The organism is Streptomyces sp. NPDC005899 (genome assembly GCF_040629645.1).
GTDB lineage: Bacteria > Actinomycetota > Actinomycetes > Streptomycetales > Streptomycetaceae > Streptomyces.
The window spans coordinates 1-21,241 of the sequence record NZ_JBEXWB010000013.1 but is presented as its reverse complement, the minus strand read 5'-3'; the positions used below and the strand labels follow the sequence as shown (position 1 = coordinate 21,241).

General features: G+C 74.0%; 19 protein-coding genes. 16 read left to right on the top strand and 3 right to left on the bottom strand.

The features are described from left to right. The first annotated feature begins 3 nt into the window (after positions 1-3). The 12 genes from ABZ371_RS03375 (at position 4) to ABZ371_RS03320 (ending at position 10,054) form a co-directional block, all read left to right on the top strand. Entirely contained in the window at positions 4-1,113 is a 1,110-nt protein-coding gene (locus tag ABZ371_RS03375; protein WP_358672891.1) for a DUF6001 family protein, read from the top strand. Beyond that, a complete protein-coding gene (locus ABZ371_RS03370; RefSeq protein WP_358672890.1) occupies positions 1,110-1,730 on the top strand; it encodes a DUF6031 family protein in 621 nt (206 codons plus the stop codon). Before ABZ371_RS03375 ends, ABZ371_RS03370 begins: the two co-directional genes overlap by 4 nt. A gap of 29 nt (positions 1,731-1,759) precedes the next feature. After that, positions 1,760-2,215, top strand: a complete 456-nt coding sequence (locus ABZ371_RS03365; RefSeq protein ID WP_358672889.1) for an SRPBCC family protein — start codon at positions 1,760-1,762, stop codon at positions 2,213-2,215. After that, complete coding sequence (locus ABZ371_RS03360) at positions 2,212-3,285, top strand: hypothetical protein (RefSeq protein ID WP_358672888.1); 1,074 nt, start codon at positions 2,212-2,214, stop codon at positions 3,283-3,285. Before ABZ371_RS03365 ends, ABZ371_RS03360 begins: the two co-directional genes overlap by 4 nt. After that, positions 3,282-3,842, top strand: coding sequence for a hypothetical protein (locus ABZ371_RS03355; protein WP_358672887.1), 561 nt, complete (start codon positions 3,282-3,284; stop codon positions 3,840-3,842). The genes ABZ371_RS03360 and ABZ371_RS03355 overlap by 4 nt, the downstream gene beginning before the upstream one ends. Continuing rightward, positions 3,839-4,366 (top strand): deoxycytidine triphosphate deaminase, encoded by a 528-nt coding sequence (locus tag ABZ371_RS03350; protein WP_358672886.1) that lies wholly within the window; start codon positions 3,839-3,841, stop codon positions 4,364-4,366. Before ABZ371_RS03355 ends, ABZ371_RS03350 begins: the two co-directional genes overlap by 4 nt. Then, complete coding sequence (locus tag ABZ371_RS03345; protein WP_358672885.1) at positions 4,353-5,849, top strand: cation:proton antiporter; 1,497 nt, start codon at positions 4,353-4,355, stop codon at positions 5,847-5,849. The genes ABZ371_RS03350 and ABZ371_RS03345 overlap by 14 nt, the downstream gene beginning before the upstream one ends. A gap of 93 nt (positions 5,850-5,942) precedes the next feature. Further along, on the top strand, positions 5,943-7,202 hold the full coding sequence (locus ABZ371_RS03340; RefSeq protein ID WP_358672884.1) for an ATP-grasp domain-containing protein: 1,260 nt from the start codon (positions 5,943-5,945) through the stop codon (positions 7,200-7,202). Next, on the top strand, positions 7,192-8,169 hold the full coding sequence (locus tag ABZ371_RS03335) for an EamA/RhaT family transporter (protein WP_358672883.1): 978 nt from the start codon (positions 7,192-7,194) through the stop codon (positions 8,167-8,169). The genes ABZ371_RS03340 and ABZ371_RS03335 overlap by 11 nt, the downstream gene beginning before the upstream one ends. Then, positions 8,166-8,918 (top strand): phosphodiesterase, encoded by a 753-nt coding sequence (locus ABZ371_RS03330; protein ID WP_358672882.1) that lies wholly within the window; start codon positions 8,166-8,168, stop codon positions 8,916-8,918. Before ABZ371_RS03335 ends, ABZ371_RS03330 begins: the two co-directional genes overlap by 4 nt. A gap of 264 nt (positions 8,919-9,182) precedes the next feature. Further along, positions 9,183-9,932 (top strand): class I SAM-dependent methyltransferase, encoded by a 750-nt coding sequence (locus ABZ371_RS03325; RefSeq protein ID WP_358672881.1) that lies wholly within the window; start codon positions 9,183-9,185, stop codon positions 9,930-9,932. Continuing rightward, the gene (locus ABZ371_RS03320) at positions 9,929-10,054 is read left to right on the top strand and encodes a hypothetical protein (protein ID WP_358672912.1); all 126 of its coding nucleotides are present in this window, start codon (positions 9,929-9,931) and stop codon (positions 10,052-10,054) included. Before ABZ371_RS03325 ends, ABZ371_RS03320 begins: the two co-directional genes overlap by 4 nt. Positions 10,055-10,431: 377 nt before the next feature. Here ABZ371_RS03320 and ABZ371_RS03315 read toward each other — a convergent pair whose 3' ends face one another. Genes ABZ371_RS03315 through ABZ371_RS03305 form a run of 3 tightly spaced genes read right to left on the bottom strand, consistent with a single transcriptional unit; the run spans position 10,432 to position 13,561 of the window. Next, a complete protein-coding gene (locus ABZ371_RS03315) occupies positions 10,432-11,274 on the bottom strand; it encodes a sugar phosphate isomerase/epimerase family protein (RefSeq protein ID WP_358672880.1) in 843 nt (280 codons plus the stop codon). Next, a complete protein-coding gene (locus tag ABZ371_RS03310) occupies positions 11,271-12,413 on the bottom strand; it encodes a dihydrodipicolinate synthase family protein (protein WP_358672879.1) in 1,143 nt (380 codons plus the stop codon). The genes ABZ371_RS03315 and ABZ371_RS03310 overlap by 4 nt, the downstream gene beginning before the upstream one ends. Continuing rightward, on the bottom strand, positions 12,410-13,561 hold the full coding sequence (locus ABZ371_RS03305; RefSeq protein WP_358672878.1) for a Gfo/Idh/MocA family oxidoreductase: 1,152 nt from the start codon (positions 13,559-13,561) through the stop codon (positions 12,410-12,412). The genes ABZ371_RS03310 and ABZ371_RS03305 overlap by 4 nt, the downstream gene beginning before the upstream one ends. A gap of 108 nt (positions 13,562-13,669) precedes the next feature. Here ABZ371_RS03305 and ABZ371_RS03300 point away from each other — a divergent pair, with 108 nt between their 5' ends. The 4 genes from ABZ371_RS03300 (at position 13,670) to ABZ371_RS03285 (ending at position 21,132) form a co-directional block, all read left to right on the top strand. Next, entirely contained in the window at positions 13,670-14,734 is a 1,065-nt protein-coding gene (locus ABZ371_RS03300) for a LacI family DNA-binding transcriptional regulator (protein ID WP_358672877.1), read from the top strand. A gap of 136 nt (positions 14,735-14,870) precedes the next feature. Next, the gene (locus ABZ371_RS03295; RefSeq protein ID WP_358672876.1) at positions 14,871-17,945 is read left to right on the top strand and encodes a type 2 lanthipeptide synthetase LanM family protein; all 3,075 of its coding nucleotides are present in this window, start codon (positions 14,871-14,873) and stop codon (positions 17,943-17,945) included. After that, a complete protein-coding gene (locus ABZ371_RS03290; protein ID WP_358672875.1) occupies positions 17,942-18,136 on the top strand; it encodes a hypothetical protein in 195 nt (64 codons plus the stop codon). The genes ABZ371_RS03295 and ABZ371_RS03290 overlap by 4 nt, the downstream gene beginning before the upstream one ends. Positions 18,137-18,216: 80 nt before the next feature. Next, the gene (locus ABZ371_RS03285) at positions 18,217-21,132 is read left to right on the top strand and encodes an AAA family ATPase (RefSeq protein ID WP_358672874.1); all 2,916 of its coding nucleotides are present in this window, start codon (positions 18,217-18,219) and stop codon (positions 21,130-21,132) included. Positions 21,133-21,241: the final 109 nt, after the last annotated feature.

Genomic DNA, 21,241 nt, shown 5'->3' with positions numbered 1-21,241 from the left:
GTCATGCCGTCCCGCTTTCCCCATCCCCTCTCCGCCGACGAGCTGGCGGCCCGCCGCCACGGGCAGGTGACGGCCTTCCTGGACGGGCGTCACCTGGACCCCCTGTGGCTGTCGGAGCTGATGCGCGAGCGCGTCGGCGACGGCCTGCTGCTGCTCACGAGCTCCCCGGTCCACGGACTGGCCAACCCGACCAGCGACCTGGACTTCATCCGGATCCAGAAAGCCGCCATCGACGGCCCCCGGATATCCACCAAGATCTTCGAGGAGGGCCACCATCTGGAGGTCGTCTCCTTCAGCGAGAGCGAGCTCGCCTCCAACCTGGCGGAGCTGGAACGCCTCGCCGGCCTCCCGGCCGAGGAGACCGTGGCGGGCTTCCGCGCCTGGGACAAACAGCGCGAGCCGCGCCGCAAGCAGACCGAGCGCATCGTCAACGGCATCGCCATGGACGGCACCGCGCCCTACCTCGACGCGCTGCCTGCCCTGAGCCGCGTCTGGTGCCGCGCCGCGCTCCACACCGCGGTCGAACAGGTCGCGCACACGACGCTGGCCGAGCGGGCGGGCGAGACGCGGGGGCGTGTGGGCTACGCCTACAACGTGCTGCTGCACCTGATGGACGGCCTCCTCTCGCACCACGGGGACGTGTACACCACGCGCAAGTGGTACGTGCTGCGCTGGACGCGGCTCATGGCGGAGGGCGGCTGGCACGACGAGCCGCTCCGGACGGTGGCCCTCGCGCTGGAGCGGCTCCGCGAGGACGTCCACACCTTCCTCGGCCCCGCCCGGGCGGACGAGCCGCTCGCCGCCCCGTTCGCGGAGCTGACCCTGGAGGCGCTCCGGGCGACGGGCACCGCCCGGAGCGTGACGGTCGGCGTCGAGGTCACCGCCCGGGTCAAGGCATTCCTGCCCGGAGCCTCGCTCCTGGTGGGAGCGGGCGGCGGTGTGGTGCTGCCCGGAGTGGGCGGCGAGTCGGACCTGCCGTTCACCCGGGGTCCCGTCGGCCTCGACGAGCTGGCCGCTCTCGACGCGCCCACCGCCGCCTCCCTGCTGCGGGCCCTGCGGGCGGGCGCCGCCCGGCTGCGGATCGGCTACCGGCACGAGGAGGCCGGGCGATGACAGGACAGAACGGGACCACGACGGACAGGAGCCGGCAGGACATGAGTGACGACCGCACCGGGGCACCGCGTACAGCGCGCGGCGTCCGGGAGCTCACCCCCTTCCCGTCCGTGCGGGCCGGGCACGTCATGGCGGGTCCGCAGTCCGTCGAGGTGTGGGTGCAGGCCGCCTGGCTGATGCTCGCCGAAGGGCGGGCGTACGTCGAGGACCTCGAAGGGGGCACCGAGCAGCCGCAGATGCAGCAGGCGGCGAAGCTGCGCTTCCTGGAGCAGCTCCTGGACATCGACCAGCGGCTGTCGGGGCGGGCCGTCGTGGACGACGAGCACTGCCTGGCGCTGGCGCTGGAGTACGGGATGCGTGAGGTGGTCGACGCGACCGGTCCCGAACTGGCCGGGGTCTTCGGGCTGCACGAGGAGTTCGGGGGCGGCACGTGCGCGGTGGACGACATCCACGTGCTGTGGGACCGGCTCCTGGAGGGCTTCCCCGGCGAACTGCCCGACCGCCTCGTCGCCGAGGGGCAGCGGGACATGCTGCGCACCCTGCGCGTCTGGGCCGAACTCGCCCGCGCCGCCGGGCTCGACATCGGATTCCTGGCCCCGCTGATGAAGGCCGCCTGAACCGTCCGCGACGAAGAAGTGAGGTGCACATGCCTGAGGTTCAGGCGGAGACGCTGATCGAGGGGCACACCCCCGAGGAGGTGTGGGACTGGGTCAAGGACAGCGAGCGGTTGGCGTCCCGGGCCCGGCACGTGGTGGCCGTCAGCCCCGTGTCCGATCCGGGCAGGACGTTCCGTGTCAACGAGTGGACCGTGCTGCTCAACGGCAGCGAGGTGACCTGGCGCCAGCGCGAGGCGGCCGGACCCGGTCTGCGGCTGGGCTTCGAGCAGACCGCGGGCGATCTGGAGAAGCTGTCCGGCGAGTGGGCGCTGGCCGCGGCCGGCACCGGCACCCGTGTCTCGCTGTCACTCACCTACGAACTGGGCGTCGACGGCCTCGCACCCCTGCTCGACCCCATCTGGTCCCAGTCCTTCCGAGCCCATGCCGACGAACTGCTGCGGGCGCTCGCGTCCTGCGCCGCACAGAGGAGAGCGACCCGAGCATGACCGTCTACCTGAACTTCCTCCACACGACCGTGCGCTTCGACGTGGCCGGGGACGCGGAGCGCGTCTTCGAGCCCGTCCACCGCTTCTTCCGGCACCTGATGGCCCCGGAACCGGCCGGCGACGTGACCTTCTCGGTCGACGTACGCTCCTACGACCCGGACACCGACGTCGCCCCGGAGGTCTGGGACCTGCCGCAGTCGGTCATCCGGCGCAGCAACGCGGCGGAGTTCAACTTCGACGCGCACCTCGTCGACACCGAGGGCCGCCGGCAGTACGTCAACCGGGCCACGCTCCTCGACGCCCCGGCCGACACCGCGAAGGACACCTCCTTCCTCGTCCGGATCACCGAGCGCTCCACCGTGCAGATCCTCGACTTCGTGCGCGACCTCGTCATCCGCCACGAGGAGAACCTCGGCACCGTGGTCCTGCACGCCTCGGGCCTGCACCGCGACGGCGAGGCCGTGATCATCGCCGGCCCGAAGGGGGCGGGGAAGACCACCACCCTGCTGTCCGCCCTGCGCCGGCCGGGCTGGGAGTACTTCACCGGGGACAAGCTGTTCTGCGCGATCGAGGACGGCGAGATCCTCGTGTACCCCTGGCGTGACTACCCGTACGTGGGGGTCGGCACGATCCGGGCGGACGCCCGTCTGGAGAAGATGGTCCGCGACGACGTCGACGCGCTGATCGACACCTACGAGCCCGGCCACAAGATCCTCATGGACCCCGACGTCTTCGAGGCGTGGCTCGGTGCCGAGTTCACGGGCGAGCCGAAGCGGCTGGCGGCGCTGCTGCTGCCCGAGGTCGTCCCCGGGGAGCCGCTGACCGTGCGGCACCTGACCGACGGCAACGAGCGCTGGGCGCACCTGAACAAGATCGTGGACCGTCAGGTCGACACGACCTTCTTCACCTGGCAGACCTACCTGGTCCCCGACTACGCGGCGTTCTACCGCGGCCTGGCCGACCTGCGCACGGCCCTCGGGTCCGTCGACATGGTGCGGCTGCGGGGCACCCTGGACGTCGACCCGGACGCCGTGCTGGCCCGCACCACCGGTGGGGAGGCCGCGCGATGACGCCGGACGGGGGCCCCTCTCTCCGGATAGCCGTCGTGGGCCTGACCGGCACGGGCAAGTCCACCTGCGCCTCCCTCGTGGAGGAGTACGCCCGGGTCAAGGGGCTGACCCACGCCCGGATCAAGCTCGCCAAGCCCCTGTACGACCTCCAGGAGCAGGTCTACCGGGCGGCCGGGGCGGTGCTGGGCGAGGGGGCGCAGGACCAGGTCCTGATGGAGGCGCTCGCCGGCGCGATGCGGCGTATCCGCCCCGACTCGCTCGCCGCCGACTTCACCGCCCGGCTCGCGGGCACCGACGCCCGGCTCGTCGTCAACGACGACCTGCGCGACCCGCACGTGGACGCCCCCGCCCTGCGCGGGCAGGGCTTCCGCGTCCTGCGCGTCACCTGTGACGAGGACCTGCGCCGCAAGCGCCTGGCGGGGCGGGGCGACCTCTCGCACGCCGACGGCTCGACCCGGGAGATCGATCTGATCACCCCGGACGCCGTCATCGACAACAGCCGGGACCTGGACACCTACAGGTCGGCCGTCCACACCTTGCTGGGGAGTTGGCTGTGATCCTGAGCGGGCCCGAGATCCTGTCCGAGGTGCGCGCCGGACGGATCCACATCGACGACTTCTGCCCGGAGCGGCTGGAGCCGAACAGTTACGGCTTCCGGCTCGCCGACGACATCCTCCGGTACGAGCAGGAGGTGATCGACTGCTTCGAGCCGCCGAAGGCCGAGCGGCTGAAGATGGGGCCCGAGGGCATGGTCCTGGAGCCGGGCCGCTTCTACCTCGGCGGCACCATGGAGGCCATGGGCAGCCCGCACTACGCGGCGACCCTCTACGCCTGCCGGTCGGCCTCGACGCTCGGCATCTGGATCCAGTTCTCCGCGCCGCTCGGCCACAGTGGTGCGATCTTCCCGTGGACGCTGGAGATGAAGGTCGCCCACCCCGTGCGGGTGTATCCGGGGATGGTCGTCGGAAAGCTGGCCTTCTGGTCGATGCAGGGCGAACCGGCGGGCTACGACGGCAAGTACACGGGCTCCACCTCGGCCGTGGCCTCCCGTTTCAGTCTGGACGCCCATGTCCCAGACTGAGCTCTTCCGGGTCCTGGCGGGTCTCGCGCTGCTGCTGCTGGCGGCGCACGCCATGGGCAGGCTCTTCGCCCGGTTCCGGCAGCCGCCCGTGATCGGTGAGATCCTCGGCGGTCTGCTGCTGGGGCCGACGGTGCTGGGGCAGGTGCTGCCCCGGACGGAGAGCTGGCTCTTCCCCTCGGACGGGCCGGTGGCGTCGGGGATCGCGCTGGTCTACCAGCTCGGGATGCTCCTGCTGATGTTCACGGCCGGGGCCGAGATGCGCCGGGTCTTCTCCCGGCAGGACGGCCGGTCCGTGGCGGTGATCGCCCTGGCCGGGATGGCCGTGCCCTTCGGCATCGGCCTGCTGGCCGTCCGAGTCGTCGGCACCGGGGACCTGCTCGGCCCGGCCGGCGACGTGACCGCGCTGACCCTGGTCCTGGCCTGCGCGATCGCCGTGACCAGCATCCCGGTGATCTCCCGGATCATGCTCGACCTCGGCATCATCCGCACCCGGTTCGCCCGGGTGGTGCTGTCGGTCGCGGTGGTGGAGGACGTCATCCTGAACGTGATCCTCTCCGTGGCGCTCGGCATGGTCGCGGGAGGCGGGGAAGGCGGCTTCGGCCTGGCGCACGCCCTGGGTGTCGAGTCGGCCAACGCCTCGGCCGCCTACCACCCGGTCGCCTCGGTGGCCTTCTTCGGTCTGATGACCCTGGGCGCCACGGTGGTACGGCGCCGCGCGCGCGGCAGGACCGGCGGGACCGCCCGCCCGCCGGCCACGGTGGCGGTGCGCATGACCGTGCTCCTGGCGGTGTCCGCGAGCTGCGTCTTCCTCGGGGTCGCCCCCATGTTCGGGGCGTTCGTCGTGGGACTGCTCTCCGGGATGACCGGGGCCGGCGCGGGCGACCCGGGCGAAGGTGCCGTGACCGGGACCGCCGGGGAAGGCGTCGGCAGCCCGGGCGAGGATGCCGTGACCGGGACCGGCGCGGGCAGCCCCGGCGGGGTCGCCGCGACCGGACCCGCCGGCGCGGGCGGGCAGGGTGGTTCGCTGGGACAGCTGCGCGGATTCGCCACCGGGTTCTTCATCCCGATCTACTTCGCGACGGTCGGCCTCAAGCTGGACCTGGTGCATTCCTTCGACCTCTGGTTCACCGTCGGCTTCATCCTGCTCGCCTGCCTGGCGAAGGCCACGAGCGCGTACGCGGGAGCACGGCTCTCGGACCGGCCGAAGCCGGAGTCCCTCGACCTCGCGATCGCCCTGAACGCCCGCGGCGGCCCGGGCATCGTGCTGGCCACGGTCTCCTTCGACGCGGGGATCGTCAACGCGTCCCTGTTCACGACCCTCGTGCTGACCGCGATCGTCACCTCGCAGCTGGCCGGCTGGTGGCTCGAACGGGCCGTCTCCCGGGGGGCCTTCGACACGGACAGTGCTTTCGTGCCGCGTGCGCGGCGCGCGCCGGACACGAGTGACACGAAGGGGCCGCCCGTGGACACCAGGGCCGGCTGACCGGACCCGTCCGGGGTCCCGCCGCCACCGCCGCCGTCCGCCCGGTCACCGCCATCCCTCTCCACCCGCCCCACCGGTAAAGGAACCCCTCGCGTGAGCAACTCCCCGAACCGCAGGCCGGTCGTCGCGATAGTCGACGCCTACTCGACCGCCAGCCACCTCGCACCGCTCTTCCACGACGCCGGTTACGACTGCCTGCACGTGCGCAGTGCGGCGGAGCCGCCCGCCGTCTTCGGCAAGACCTTCCGGCCCGGCGACTTCTTCGCCACGGTGGTCCACGACGGCGACACGGCCCGGACCCTGGCGGCCATCGCCCCCCACGCGCCGGTCGCCCTGCTGCCGGGGGCGGAGATCGGTGTCGAACTGGCCGACGTGCTCAGCGAGGCGCTGGGGCTGCGGAGCAACGGCACCGCGCTGAGCGTGGCCCGGCGGGACAAGTTCCACATGATGGAGACCGTCAGGGCGGCCGGCGTACCCGCCGTCGACCAGATCCTCGCCACGGACCTGGAGACCCTGCTGGACTGGTACGGCCCGGTGGACCGCACGGTGGTCCTCAAGCCGGTCCGCAGCACGCTGAACGACGGGGTGTCCTTCTGCGGCACGGCCGCCGAGGTGCGGGCCTCCTTCGAGGCACTCGTCGGCGTGGACAGCGCGCTCGGCCTGCGCAACGACGCCGTGGTCGCCCAGGAGTACCTGGTCGGTGCCGAGTACTACGTCAACTCGGTGAGCATGGACGGCAAGCACTACGTGTGCGACCTGTGGAAGACGCAGCACCTCGGGGTCAACGGTGTGCGCGACCTGCTGGGCGGGTCGGCGCTGATGGTCCGCCGGGGGCCCGAGCAGGACCTGCTGACGGAGTACGCGTTCTCCGTGCTGGACGCGCTCGGCATCCGCAACGGCCCGGCGCACACCGAGCTGAAGCTGACCCCGCAGGGCCCGCGGCTGGTCGAGACCGGCGCCCGGGTGTGCGGGGCCATGCTCCCGCTGCTGACCCGGGCGGCCCTCGGCGAGAGCCAGCTGGAGTGGACGGTGCTCGCGTACACGGACCCGGAGGGCTTCGAGGCCCGCCGGCACGCCGAGTACGAGGTGGCCCGGCACGCGGTCTGCGTGAACATGGTCGCGCCGGCGTCGGGCAAGCTCGTCGAGTTCCCGAAGATGGCGGACCTGCGCGCGCTGGAGAGCTTCCACGACGTCCTGCTGAAGGTCCGGCCCGGCGAGGAGATCGCCCGGACGGTGAACGACATGACGTACCCGATGCTGGTGCACCTCCTGCACGAGGTGGAGGGGGTCGTCACCCACGACTACATGACGGCCCGTTACCTGGACGGCGAGGGTTTCTACGATGTCGTCTAGCCGCCGCCTCGCCCTCGCCGCGGGCCCGCTGCTGGTGCTGGGCTACTGCGTCATCAACTCGACCAAGTCGGTGTTCGAGGGCGCGCTGGTCCAGGACCTCTCGCCGGAGTTCATCGCCTTCAACTCCTTCGTGGTGGCGCAGGCCTTCTACTTCCTCACCCTGCGGGACAAGCGGGAGCTGCGGACCGTGATCAGGCGCTGCCTGCCGGACGTGGTGATGCTCAACGTGTCCACCGCGGTCTGCTGGATCGCGGTGCTGTACGCCTTCACCGTCTTCGAGCCCGCGCTGGCCAACTCGATGATCATCGGTCTGGGCCCGGCCGTCACGATCGCCCTCGGCCGCAAGCTCCGGCCCGGCACGAAGGCGCTGCCGCTCGAACTCGCCGCCGCCGGCGGGATGATCGCCGCCATGGTCTACCTGCTGGTCACGGCGTCCCACGGGGAGTCGGCCATCGGGGAGGTACCGGCCGGGCAGCTGGTCTTCGGGGCCGTGATGTGCGTGCTGACGACCGTCTCGCTGTCGGGCGTGACCTACTACACCAAGCGGCTCGGGGACGCGGGGATGTCGGTACGGCAGATGATGGCCTCGCGGTTCGTCGTCCTCATCGTGGCCACCTTCGTCCTGCTGGTGGCGCGGGGGAGCTTCGGCCCGTACTCCCCGGGCAACATCGGCGCGATCCTCGCGATCAGCCTCGTCGGCGTGATCATCTCCCTGTACCTGCTCCAGCAGGGCATCGTCCGGTCGGAGCCGATCACGGTCTCGATGCTGTTCGGGACCAACCTGGTCATCACCTACGTCGCCCAGTACGTCGACCCGCGGCTGCACCAGTCGCAGGACACCCTCTACGGCATCCTCGTGATCTCCCTGGCCATGTGCCTGGGCACCTGGGCCCGCTGGCGGGCGGGCCGGCGTGACGCCGGGAAGCCGGGACAGGACCTGCCGGCCCGGGCGGAGGCGAAGACGTGACCGTGCTGGCCCACCTCAGCGACCTGCACCTGGACGGCACCGAGGAGACCGCCGAGCGCACCCGCCGGGCCGTCGCCCACCTGACCGGGCTGCCGGGCAGGGTGGACGCCGTGCTCATCACCGGGGACATCGCCGACCGGGGCACCGCCGAGGAGTACCGCGAGGCCGCCCGCCTCCTCGCCCCGCTGTACGAGCGCCACCAGGTGCTGATGTGCCCCGGCAACCACGACTCCCGCGCGGAGTACCGGGAGGTGCTGCTCGGCGGGGCCGGCGCGGCTCCGGTCAACGAGGTCCGGGCCGTCGGGCCGGAGGGGGTCCGGGTGCTGATGTGCGACTCCTCGATCCCCGGCCGGTCCGAGGGCCTGCTGGAGGAGGAGACGCTCCGGTGGCTGGACGACGCGCTCGCCGCGGCCCCCGGCCGCCCGGCCCTCGTCGCCTTCCACCACCCGCCCGTGCCGCTCGGCCTGCCGTACATCGACCGCATCGGGCTGCGCGGACCGGACGCCCTGGCGAAGGTCCTGGCGCGCCACCCGCAGGTGGTGGCGGTGCTCTGCGGTCACGCCCACACGGCCGCCGCGACCACCTTCGCCGGCCTTCCGCTCCTGTGCGCCCCCGGCATCGTCTCGACGGCCCTGATGCCCTGGGAGCAGGGCCCGGACTCCTCCTGGAAGACCCACGGCGCGCCGCCCTCCCTCACGTTCCACCACTTCGAGGACGGCAGGCTCACCAGCCATGTCCGCGTGGTGTGAGGGCGCACGTCACCGAGCGGGTGGGGCCGTACCGGCCCCGGGTCGCGGAAGCGGCCGGGAAACTCCCCGGGGCGCCCGTCCCAGGGCCCTCCACGAGGCCGCCGACGGGCCCCCGTGAGGCGGTCACGCCCCTCGGTGGGGCCCGGGGCCGACCCTTGCGCGAAGGACCCTCGACGGCCCGCCCAGCTCCTCCGTGCACCCGCTCCGGCCTGCGGCGACACCCCGCCCGAGCCTAGGATCGGGGCCTCGGGAAGGGGGCTCCGGATGGACCGGGACGTACGCTCGGTGGACGACGTGCTGAGGCTCATGGACAGGCTGTTCGCACCGGAGGCCGACCGGTGGACCGAGGGCGCCGGGGCGTGGTGGGACGCGTTCTACGCGGACCGGTCCAGGCCCGTGCCGTTCTTCGTGTCGAAGCCCGACGAGAACCTCGTCTCCTGGCTCGACCGGGGTCTGCTCACGCCCGGCCGCGCTCTCGATCTCGGCTGCGGCCCGGGGCGCAACGCCCTGTACCTGGCCTCGCGGGGCTTCCGGGTGGATGCGGTGGACCTGTCCCCGGGGGCCGTCGCGTGGGCCGGGGAGCGGGCCCGTGAGGCGGGGGCGGACATCCGCTTCCACTGCGGTGACGCCTTCGCGGAAGGCATGCCGGGCGGTCCGTACGACCTGATCCACGACTCCGGCTGCTTCCACCACCTGCCGCCGCACCGCCGGATCAGCTACCTGTCCCTCGTCGAGCGCGTCCTCGCCCCCGGAGGGCATCTCTCCCTGACCTGCTTCGCGGCCGGCGGCACGGGCTGCGAACTGTCCGACACCGACCTCTACCGCACGGCGGGGCTGCACGGCGGGCTCGCCTACACGCCGCAGTCGCTGCGCTGGATCTTCGACGGCCTGGACGAGGTCGAGCTCCGCCGGATGCGGGACGAACCCGCCGGCTCCCCGTCCTTCGGGGAGGACTTCCTGTGGGCCGCGCTGTTCAGGAAGCCGGGCGGGCCCGCAGCACCCCTCGGTCGATGACGGCGGTCGCCTCCACCTCGACCAGGTGCTCGGGGACGTCCGGCGCCGCGACGCCCAGCAAGGTGGCCGGCGCCGCCGGGGTGACGCCCAGCGCCGCCGGGGTCGACGTGATGTGCGCGTGAACCCGGCGCGACCTCGCCCACATCGAGGCGTCCCGCCGCGACTTCGACGCCTGACGGGGCGGGAGACCGGGAGCGGGAGGCCAGGACGGGACCAGGGCGGGGCTCCGGGACGGGGGCCCGGCGGGAGAAGGGCGCCGGCGGCCGGCCGGGGCGGACGGCGACGGGGCGGGACCGCGGGCCCCGTCCGGCGTACTCGCACGGCGACGGTGGCCCGGAAGCCGAATGGGGCCCGGCCCACAGGCCGGACCCCCTCGCTTTCCCCCCGTCGGGCTTCCCGTTCCCCCCGGACCCCTCCCCGGAAGTCCCGACGCGAAGTACGACCGGGACGGGTGCGGAAAGGTTGTACGCCTTTACCCGCTCTTTACCCTGGCCCGCCGTCAGGGCTCATCGCAGGCGTGTTCCAGGTACCGGGCGGCGACTTCGGCGACCACCTCGGCCCCGTCCCGGGCCCAGAGGCCCTCGTTGAAGATCTCGACCTCGATCGGCCCGTCGAAGCCGGTCGCCTCCACCTGACGGCGCATCGCACGGAAGTCCACACAGCCGTCGCCCAGTTGGCCGCGGCCGACGAGAACCCCCGCCGGAAGCGGCGTGATCCAGTCGGCGAGCTGGAAGGAGTGGATCCGGCCGCCCGCGCCCGCCCGGGCGATCTGCGCGGGCACCTGGTCGTCCCACCAGACGTGGTAGGCGTCGACGACCACCCCGACCTGCCCGGCGGGGAAGCGTTCGGCGAGGTCCAGCGCCTGGGACAGGGTGGAGACGACGCAGCGGTCCGACGCGAACATCGGGTGCAGCGGCTCGATCGCCAGGCGCACGCCCCGCTCCTGGGCGTACGGGCCGAGCTCCGCCAGCGCCTCGGCGATCCGCTCCCGGGCGCCGTACAGGTCCTTGTCCCCCTCGGGGAGTCCTCCGGACACCAGGACCAGCGTGTCGGTGGACAGGCCCGCCGCCTCGTCCACCGCCGCCCGGTTGTCGTCCAGGGCGCGGGCCCGCGCGGCGGGGTCCGGGGCGGTCAGGAAGCCGCCGCGGCACAGGCTGGTGACGGTGAGGCCGGCGTCCCGCATCAGCCGGCCCGCGCGCTCGACGCCGTACGCCTGCACCGGAGCCCGCCACAGGCCCACCTGGCCGATGCCGGCCTCGGCGCAGCTCTCGGCGAGCTCCGGCAGGGACAGCTGCCGGACCGTCTCCTGGTTGATGGACAGGCGGGACAGCCCGGCGTTCATCGGCTTCCTCCGTGGACGCTCAGCAGGGCGCGCATCCGCGCCTCGGCCAGCCCGGGATCCGGGAACAGGCCGAGCCGGTCGGCCAGTTCGTAGGCCTTCGCCAGGTGCGGCAGGGAACGGGCGGACTGCAGGCCGCCGACCATGGTGAAGTGGTCCTGGTGGCCCGCCAGCCAGGCGAGGAACACCACGCCCGTCTTGTAGAAGCGGGTCGGTGCCTCGAACAGGTGGCGGGACAGCTCGACCGTGGGGTCCAGCAGGGCGCGGAAGCCCTCGGTGTCCCCGGTGTCCAGGACCCGTACCGCGTGGGCCGCGAGCGGGCCCAGCGGGTCGAAGATGCCGAGCAGGGCGTGGCTGAAGCCCCGGTCGTCGCCCGCGATCAGTTCGGGGTAGTTGAAGTCGTCGCCGGTGTAGCAGCGCACCCCGCCGGGCAGCCGGCGCCGGACGTCGATCTCCCGCTCGGCGTCCAGCAGGGAGATCTTGATGCCGTCGACCTTGTCCGGGTGTTCCGCGATGACCTTCAGGAAGGTGTCCGTGGCGGCGTCGAGGTCCGCGCTGCCCCAGTAGCCCTCGAGTGCCGGGTCGAACATGGGGCCGAGCCAGTGCAGGACGACCGGTTCCGCGGCCTGGCGCAGCAGGTGGGCGTACGTCTCCAGGTAGTCCTCGGGGCCGCGGGCCGCGGCGGCGAGGGCGCGGGAGGCCATCAGGATGGCCTGGGCGCCGCTCCCCTCGACGAGGGCGAGCTGCTCCTCGTAGGCGGCGCGCACCTCGGCGAGGGTCGCCGGGCCGGTGAGCTGGTCGGTGCCCACGCCGCAGGCGATCGCGCCGCCCACCGACTTCGCCTCGGCGGCGGAGCGCCGGATCAGTTCGGCGGCTCCCGCCCAGTCGAGGCCCATGCCCCGCTGCGCGGTGTCCATGGCCTCGGCGACGCCGAGGCCGTGGGACCACAGGTGGCGGCGGAAGGCGAGGGTGGCGTCCCAGTCGACGGCCGCGGGGTCGCCGGGGCTGATGTCGGCGTACGGGTCGGCGACGACGTGGGCGGCGGAGAAGACCGTGCGGGAGGCGAGCCGCGCGCCGCCCGGGGCGAGGTCGAGGGGCGTGGCGCGGGGTTCGTATGGGCCCTGCGGGAGGTGGATGGTCACAGGGTCAGCTCCGGCACGTCGAAGCGGCGGCCCTCGGCGGACGACCGGAGGCCGAGCTCGGCGAGCTGGACCCCGCGGGCGCCGGCCATCAGGTCCCAGGTGTAGGGCTCGTCCAGGACGACGTGGCGGAGGAAGAGCTCCCACTGGGCCTTGAAGCCGTTGTCGAAGACGGTGTTGTCGGGGACTTCCTGCCACTGGTCGCGGAAGGACTCGGTGACGGGGAGGTCGGGGTTCCAGACCGGCTTGGGGGTGGCCGAGCGGTGCTGGACCCGGCAGTTGCGCAGTCCCGCGACGGCGGAGCCGTGGGTGCCGTCGACCTGGAACTCGACGAGCTCGTCGCGGTTGACGCGGACGGCCCACGACGAGTTGATCTGGGCGACGGCGCCGCCCGCCAGCTGGAAGGTGCCGTACGCGGCGTCGTCGGCGGTGGCGGCGTAGGGCTTGCCGTTCTCGTCCCAGCGCTGCGGGATGTGGGTCCGTACGTGCGCGGACACGCTGGTGACCTGGCCGAACAGCTCGTGCAGGACGTACTCCCAGTGCGGGAACATGTCGACGACGATTCCGCCGCCGTCCTCCGCGCGGTAGTTCCAGGACGGCCGCTGGGCCTCCTGCCAGTCGCCCTCGAAGACCCAGTAGCCGAACTCGCCGCGCACGGAGAAGATCTCGCCGAAGAAGCCGCCGTCGATGAGGCGCTTCAGCTTCAGGAGGCCCGGCAGGAAGATCTTGTCCTGGACGACGCCGTGCTTGATCCCGGCGTCGCGGGCCAGGCGGGCCAGTTCGAGGGCGCCCTCGACGTCGGTGGCGGTGGGCTTCTCGGTGTAGACGTGCTTGCCCGCGGCGATCGCCTTCTTGATGGCGTCCACCCGGGCCGAGGTGACCTGGGCGTCGAAGTAGACGTCGACCGACTCGTCGGCGAGCACGGCGTCCAGGTCGGTCGACCACTCGGTCAGACCGTGCCGGGCGGCGAGCTCCTCCAGGGCGTGGGCGCGGCGGCCGACGAGGACGGGCTCGGGCCACAGCACCTCGCCGTCACCGAGGTCGAGGCCGCCCTGCTCGCGGATCGCGAGGATCGAGCGCACCAGGTGCTGCCGGTATCCCATGCGTCCCGTGACGCCGTTCATGGCGATGCGCACTGTCCTGCGTGTCACGAAGTTCCTCCATACAGCCGTAGCAAGCGCTTTCTATGCGGTATGACGCTAGCCTGCCGACTGCGGCCCGGACAAGAGGGGCGCCCCACAACTCCTCGGAGGAGAGCGATGACAGTCACCCTGGCGGACGTGGCGGCTCGCGCCCGGGTGTCCCCGGCCACCGTGTCCCGCGTGCTGAACGGCAACTACCCGGTGGCCACGTCCACCAGGGAACGGGTCCTGCGCGCGGTGGACGACCTCGACTACGTGCTGAACGGCCCGGCCAGCTCGCTCGCCGCCGCCACCTCCGACCTCGTCGGCATCCTGGTCAACGACATCGCCGACCCCTTCTTCGGGATCATGGCCGGGGCCGCGCAGAGCGAGATCGGCGGGCCCGGTGACGGCTCCGGCCGCGCGGGCGGGGAGAAGCTCGCCGTCGTCTGCAACACCGGGGGATCCCCCGAGCGCGAACTGACCTACCTCACCCTCCTCCAGCGCCAGCGCGCCGCGGCCGTCGTCCTCACCGGCGGCGCCCTGGAGGACGGGCCCCACCAGGCCGCCATGGCCGTGAAACTGGCGAAGCTCGCGGACGCGGGGACGAGGATCGTCTTCTGCGGGCGCCCCCCACTCCCGGAGTCGGACGCGGTCGTGGCCGCACTGGCCTTCGACAACCGCGGCGGCGCCCGGCGGCTCACCCGACACCTGCTGGAGCTCGGCCACCGGCGCATCGGCTACGTCGCCGGCCCGCTGGAACGCACCACGACCCGTCACCGCCTGGAGGGCCACCGCGAGGCCCTGGAAGCCGTCGGCCTGCGCGGCGACGAGGAGCGCCTCACCGTGCACGGCCCCTACGACCGGCGCTCCGGATACGAGGCCACCCGCGAACTCCTCTCCCGCGGGGCGGAGATGACCGCGGTCGTCGCCGCGAACGACACGGTGGCCCTGGGCGCCTGCGCGGCCGTGCGGGACCACGGATTCCGCATCCCCGAGGACATCTCGGTGGCCGGCTTCGACGACCTGCCGTTCTCGGTGGACGCCGTGCCCGCCCTGACGACGGTACGGCTGCCGCTGGCGGAGGCGGGCGCGCGGGCCGGCCGGCTGGCGATGGGCAAGGAGGCGCCCCCGCCGGGCGGGGTCGCGACCATCGACGCGGAACTCGTCGAGCGCGGATCGACGGCTCCCCCGGCCCGCTGACCGGCGTCCCCGTACGTCCGCCGCGGGACGGGCGGAAAGATGGGGGCGACTCCCCCATGTGCCGTGCCCCCGCCGCACCCCAGGATGGCCGCGGGAGGACCGCTCGGGTCCCCCCGCGGCCGGGGAGGTGAACGCGGTGGTGGAGAGGGAGACGCTCGGCGGTACGGGCGGGGCCGCCGCAGCGGCCGGCGCACGGGCTCGGCGCACGGGGGTCGCGGAGCCCGGGCGTCGTCCCGACCCGCCGGAACACGGCGACCCGTGGTGGGCTCCCGGCACCGTCGGACCGCACACCGGCGCGGAGCCCGGCTGGGCGGGGTTCGTCCGGGAGGCCGTGGCGGACGCCCCGCGTCGGGCGCGGGTCGCGGACCGGGCCTATCCGGGCCTGACCGGCTTCGAGGTCGTCGTCGCACCGTTCGCCGCCCGGGCCGCCGGCCGGCTCGTGGACGCCGTGACCGGGGACGCCGACCGGCCGGGGGCGGCCGTCTGCCCGGCCACCGTGCTGGACGGCTTCCGGGAGGCCGTGACCCGGCACCTCGCCGTGCTGGCCGCCAGGACCCTCGTGTCGGAACTGCACGGGGCGCGGACGGGCGGCAGGCTGAGCGGCGACGGACCGCGTGCGCGCTTCCGGGACTTCCTGCGGCTCACGGCGAGCCGGGCCGGGCTCGCCTCCCTGGTCACCGGGTACCCGGTCCTCGCCAGGATCCTCGCCCAGGCGGCCATGGACGCGGCCGACGCCTTCGCCGAGATGCTCGGCAGGCTGGCGGCGGACCAGGAACTCCTCGCCGCCTCACCGGTGTCCGGCGGCCCAGGGCCCGGTGGGCCCGCCGGCCGCGGACCGCACGCGCTGACCGGGGTGACGGCGGGTACGGGCGACAGCCACCGCGGGGGCCGCTCGGTGATGCTCCTGCGGTTCGCCGACGGATCCCGGCTGGTCTACAAACCGCGCCCGCTCGCCGCCCACCGGCACTTCGAGACCCTGGTCGAGTGGTTCAACTCCCACGCCGGGACGCCGGACCTGCGCGCCCCGCGGGTCCTCGACCGGGGCGCGTACGGCTGGGCCGAGTTCGTCGAGGACGCGCCCTGCCGCTCGACGGCCGAGACCTCCCTCTTCTACCGGCGGCTGGGCGCGCTCCTTGCCCTGCTGCACGTCCTGGACGGCACGGACCTGCACCACGAGAACCTCGTCGCCTGCGGGCCGCACCCCGTCCTGGTGGACGTGGAGACGCTGTTCCACCCTCCCCTGACTCCGGCGCGGCCCGCCGACCCGGCCACCCGCGCCCTGCACGCCTCGGTCCACCGCGTCGGACTGCTGCCGCAGTTGCTGGTCGGCGACACCACCGTGCTCGACATGTCCGCCGTCGGCGGCGGCCGGGCGGCCCCGTCACCGCTGGAGACCGCCTCCTGGGCGGCTGCGGGCACCGACACCATGCACCTGGTGCGCGGCCGGGGGCGGTTCACCGCCTCGGCCAACCGCCCCACCCCCGACGGGGAGGACGCCGGTCCCTTCCGGTTCACCGACGCGCTGTGCGAGGGCTTCCGGGCCGCGTACACGGCCGTCAGCGGCTCGCGGAACGAACTGCTGGGCCCCAAGGGCCTGCTGCGCCTCTTCGCGGACGACGAGGTCCGCTTCGTGTCCAGGCCGACCCATACGTACGCCACCCTGCTGCACGAGTCCACCCACCCCGACCTGATGCGGGACGCCGCCGAACGGCAGCAGGTGTTCGCGCTGCTGCGCACCGACGTCCTGGGCACCCCCGCGCTGAGCGGGCTGGAGGACGAGGAGATCGAGGAGCTGTGGCGGGGCGACGTACCGGTGTTCACCGGCCGCCCGGACGCCACGGACGTGTGGAGCGGCAACGGGCGCAGGATGCCGGGTCCCCCGGGGCCCACGGGGCTCGCGCGGGTGGAGGCCAAGATCCGCGCCCTGGACACCGTGGACCGGCAGGACCAGGAGCGGATCATCCGCACCGCGATGGTGAGCACCTCCACCGAGCCCCCGCACCGTGCCGCCGGGGGCGGCAGGCCGCGCACGGAGGCCACCGCCCCGGAACCGGAGCGCCTGCTCGCCGCCGCGCGCTCGGTGGGCGACCAGCTCGTCTCGCTCGCCTACCACGGCGGGGGCCGGACGAACTGGATCGGCCTGGAGCTGCTCGGCGAACGCTACTGGCGTCTCACCCCGCTCGCCGCCGACCTCGCGGGCGGCTACACCGGGCCGGCCCTGTTCCTCGCCCAGCTGGCGGCACTGACCGGCGCGGCCCGGTACGCCGACGCGGCCCGCGCCGCGCTGGCCCCCGTACCGGGCCTGCTGGACGCCCTGCACCGGCGCGGGGACGACCTCGGGCCGGTCGGCTCCGGCGCCTTCTCCGGCCTCGGTGGCATCGCGTACGCCCTGACCGAGATCGGCACGCTGCTGGACGACCCAGGGGTCCTGGAGTGGGCCGGCCCCGCGGTCCGGCTGAGCTGTGCGGCGAGTGCGGCCGAGGAGGGCCTCGGGGTGCGCGGTGGGACGGCCGGCGGCCTGGTGTCGCTGCTCGCCGTGCACCGGACCACCGGCCGCACGGAGGCATGGCGGGGCGCCGGGCGCTGCGCCGAACGGCTCGCGGCCGCTCCACCGCCCGCCCACCCGGGCTTCGCCGAGGGGGCGGCCGGCATCGGCTGGGCGCTGCTCCGGTACGCGGGGGCGGGCGGCGATCCGCGCTACCGCGGCGCCGGGCTGGACGTCCTGCGGGGTGCCACGCGAGGCACCGGCGGGGGCCGGTCCTGGTGCGAGGGCGCGGTGGGGGTCGCCCTCGCGGTCGCGGACAGTCCCGCCGCCCTGGCGGATCCGGAACTCCGCCACTGGCTGGCGGAACAGGCCGGCGAGGTGGCCCGGGCGGCGCCACCCGGCGACGACAGCCTCTGCCACGGCGAGCTGGGTGTGCTGGAACTGCTCAGCCACGGCGCCCTGCCCCACCTCCGCCCCCACTGGCTGCACCGGACCGGCACCCTGCTGGCCGCCGCCGACCGGGCCCGGGCGCGCTGCGGGACGCCGGGACACATACCTCACCCCGGGCTGCTCACCGGCCTCTCGGGCATCGGACACGGACTGCTGCGCGCGGGGTTCCCCGACCGCATCGGCCCGGCTCTGCTCATGCGCCACTCCGCGGGGGCCGACCGGTCCCCCGCGTCCATGACGTTGCCGACCAACGACCAGCAGAAGAGGCGAAGATGACGCAGATCAGCGAATCGGCCGGATATGCGGACGTCACGACGGCGCACCAGGGAGCCGTCGAGCACCCCGCCGGCCGCATCTCGCTCGGCACCACCGGCGCGCTGGGCCTGCGCAGCAGGCTCCTCGGTGCCGCGGACGGGGACCCGACCGGCCCCGACCTCCCCTGGACCACCTTCACGGTCCCGATGTAGCCCATTCCCACCGGGGCGCACCGTCATGTGCGGGAATGCGCCTACTGCCGCACTCTGTACGGGTCCAGTAGCCTGCGGCCATGCGTGCGAATTCGCCGGTCACCGTAGGGCGTGACGAGGAGATCGGCCTGCTGAGCAGCGCCCTGGACGCCGCACGCCGGCGTTCGGGGAGCGCGCTGTTCCTCGTCGGCGAGGCGGGCATCGGCAAGTCCCGGCTGGTGGGTGAGTGCGCCTACCTCGCCTACGCGCCGGGCATGCCGGTGCTGCGCGGACGGGCCGGCTCCACCGGCCTGGTCGTGCCGTACCGCCCGCTGGTGGAGGCCCTGTCGTCCCACTTCCGGGCCGCGGGCACCCCGACGGATCCGGAACTGGTGCCCTACCACCCCGCGTTGGCCCGGCTGGTGCCGGAGTGGCGGACCGGTGAGTCGGCCGGTTACTCGGAGACCGTGGTCGAACTGGCCGAGGCGCTCCTGCGGTTGCTGTCGGTCCTCGGCCGGGACACCGGCTGCGTGATGCTGCTGGAGGACCTGCACGACTGCGACACGGAGACCGTCGCGGTCGTCGAGTACGTCATCGACAACCTCGCGGACCTGCCGGTGCTGCTGCTGGGCACCCTGCGCCCCCACCCGGGGACGGCCCTGGACCTCGTACGGTCCGCCGAGCAGCGCCACACGGCGACGGTGGTGGAGCTGGGGGGCCTCGACGACGCGCAGGTGCGGGCCCTGACGGGTGCCTGCCTGGAGACGCCGCCCGAGGACATACCCGCGGCGGTGCGGGAGCGGCTGGTCGAACGCGCGGCGGGCAACCCGTACCTCGTCGAGGTGCTGCTCGACGACCTGCTCGACACGGGCAGGCTGCGGCGCACCGAGGGCGGCTGGGAGGCGGCGGAGCAACCGGACGGATCCCTGCCGTCGCGCATCCTGCGGAGCTGGTCCCACCGGCTCGACCGGATGGACGAGCCGGTGCGGGACCTCCTGCTGACGGCCGCGACCCTGGGCAGCCAGTTCTCCGTGGCGGTCCTCCAGACCGTCACCGGGCTGGAGGACCGGGCCCTGTTCACCCATCTGCGATCCGCCGTCGAGACGGGGGTCATCGCCCCCGACGGGGCCGCCCCCGACCGCTACGGCTTCCGGCACACCCTCACCGCGGAGGCGCTGGTCTCCTCCCTGGCGCCCGCCGAGCGGGCCGCACTCGCCCGGCGCGCCGCCGCGGCCGTCGAGCACTCCGGGGAGCCGCTCGACGAGGACCGGCGTCAGCTCGTGGCGTCGCTGGAGCTGGCCGCGGGCAACCGGGCGGGGGCCGCCCGCCAGTTCGCGGAGGCGGGGCGGCGGATGCTCGCCGCGGGTTCGCACGGCTCGGCCGTGGTCCTGCTGGAACGTTCCCGCTCCCTCGCGTCCCCGAGCGACCTGCCCGGGGTCACCGAGTCCCTGGCGGTGGCCCTGGCCGAAGGCGGCGACCTGGACGGCGCCCTCGCCATGGCGGACGCGCTGCCCCCGGTACCCGCACGCTCCGAGGCGGCGGCCCGGCGGGGGGACGCCCACATCAAGATCGCCTGGGTGGCCGTCATGGCGGAGCGGGCCGCCGACACGGCACGCCAGATCGGGGCGGCCCGGGAGCTGTTCGGCCCGTCGCCGTCCCCGGCGCGCCGGGCGTCCCTCGCGGTCGTCGACGGTCATCTCTCCCTGCTCCCCGGTGAGGACCGGCGGGAGCCGGAAGCGGTGGAGCGGGCCGCCCGCGAGGCCGCGGAGACAGCCGAGGCGGAGGGACTGCCGGTCGTGGCCTGCCAGGCCTGGCAGTTACTGGCGCTGCTCTCGCGGGAGAAGGGGTTCGACGCGGCCGACGCCTGCCTGGAGCGGATGCTCGCCCTGTCCACGGAGCACTCCCTGCCGCTGTGGCGGGTCGAGGCCCTGGTGCGGCTGGGAGTGAACTGCTTCATGCGGACCGGCGACGCGACCCGGTTGCACTCGGCCCGGGCGGCGGCCGCGGACCTGGGCTCGCTGCTGCTGGCCCAGACGGTCGACGGTCTGCTCGCGATGAACGCGGTGATGTGCGCCCGGTGGGAGGAGGCGGAGGAGATCACCGGGCGGTCGGTCCAGGCCAGCGCCAGGATCGGCAACCACGGTGCCCACCGGTACCTGCTGCTGGCCGGGGCCGCGGCGGCGGCGCACCGGGGCCGCCGGCGGGAGACGGACCGGGCCCTCGCCGCCTTCCGCAGGGCCGGTGGGGAGCGGTCCGCCCTGGTGCCCCTGCGGCTGGGCTTCTGCGGGGCCATCGGCGCGCTGCTGGAGGAGGACCGCCCCCGGGCGGTGGCCGAGCTCGACGCCGTGCTGGCCTGGGAGCGCGACCACCCGAGCTACTACTACCTGAGCGGCCGCTACGGGCTGCGGCCGCTGCTGCGGGTGCTGTCCGGCGAGGCGGCGCGCGGCGAGTACGAGGAGGTGGCGGGCGCGCCCGGCGCCGCCCTGGCCTGGAACCGGCAGTTCCTCGAACTGGCGGAGGCCGTGCTGCTGGGCCGGGAGGGCGACCGTGCCGGTGCGGCACGGCGGATGGCCGCCTTCCACGACCGGTCGGCGGCCTTCCCGGTGGCCCGCCACCTCGGTCTGCGGCTGGTCGCGGACGCGGCGCTCACCGACGGGTGGGGCGAACCGGTCCTCTGGCTGCGCACGGCGGAGGAGTACTTCTACGACTCCGGGGTGCAGGCCGCGGCGGCGGCGTGCCGGGCGGCTCTGCGGCAGGCCGGGGTCAGCGTGACCCAGCACCGCGGCGGCCGGGACCGGATCCCCGCGCCCCTGCGGACCAACGGGGTGACCCCGCGCGAGTACGAGGTGTTCGTGCTGCTGGCGGACCGGCCGGGCAACCAGCAGATAGCCAAGCGGCTGTCCATCTCCCCGCGCACGGTCGAGAAGCACCTCGCCAGCCTGCTCAGCAAGACGGGCCGCGCCAACCGCACGGCGCTGTGCGAGTTCGCCGCGGAGTGCCTCGTCGACCGGCCCTGAGCGGGTCACGCCACCGGCGGCGCGGATGACGACGGACCGGTTCATGCGCATCGGACCCGTGCCGATCTCGCCGCGCAGGCCGGCCGTGCCGAACTGGAGCGTGCCCGCG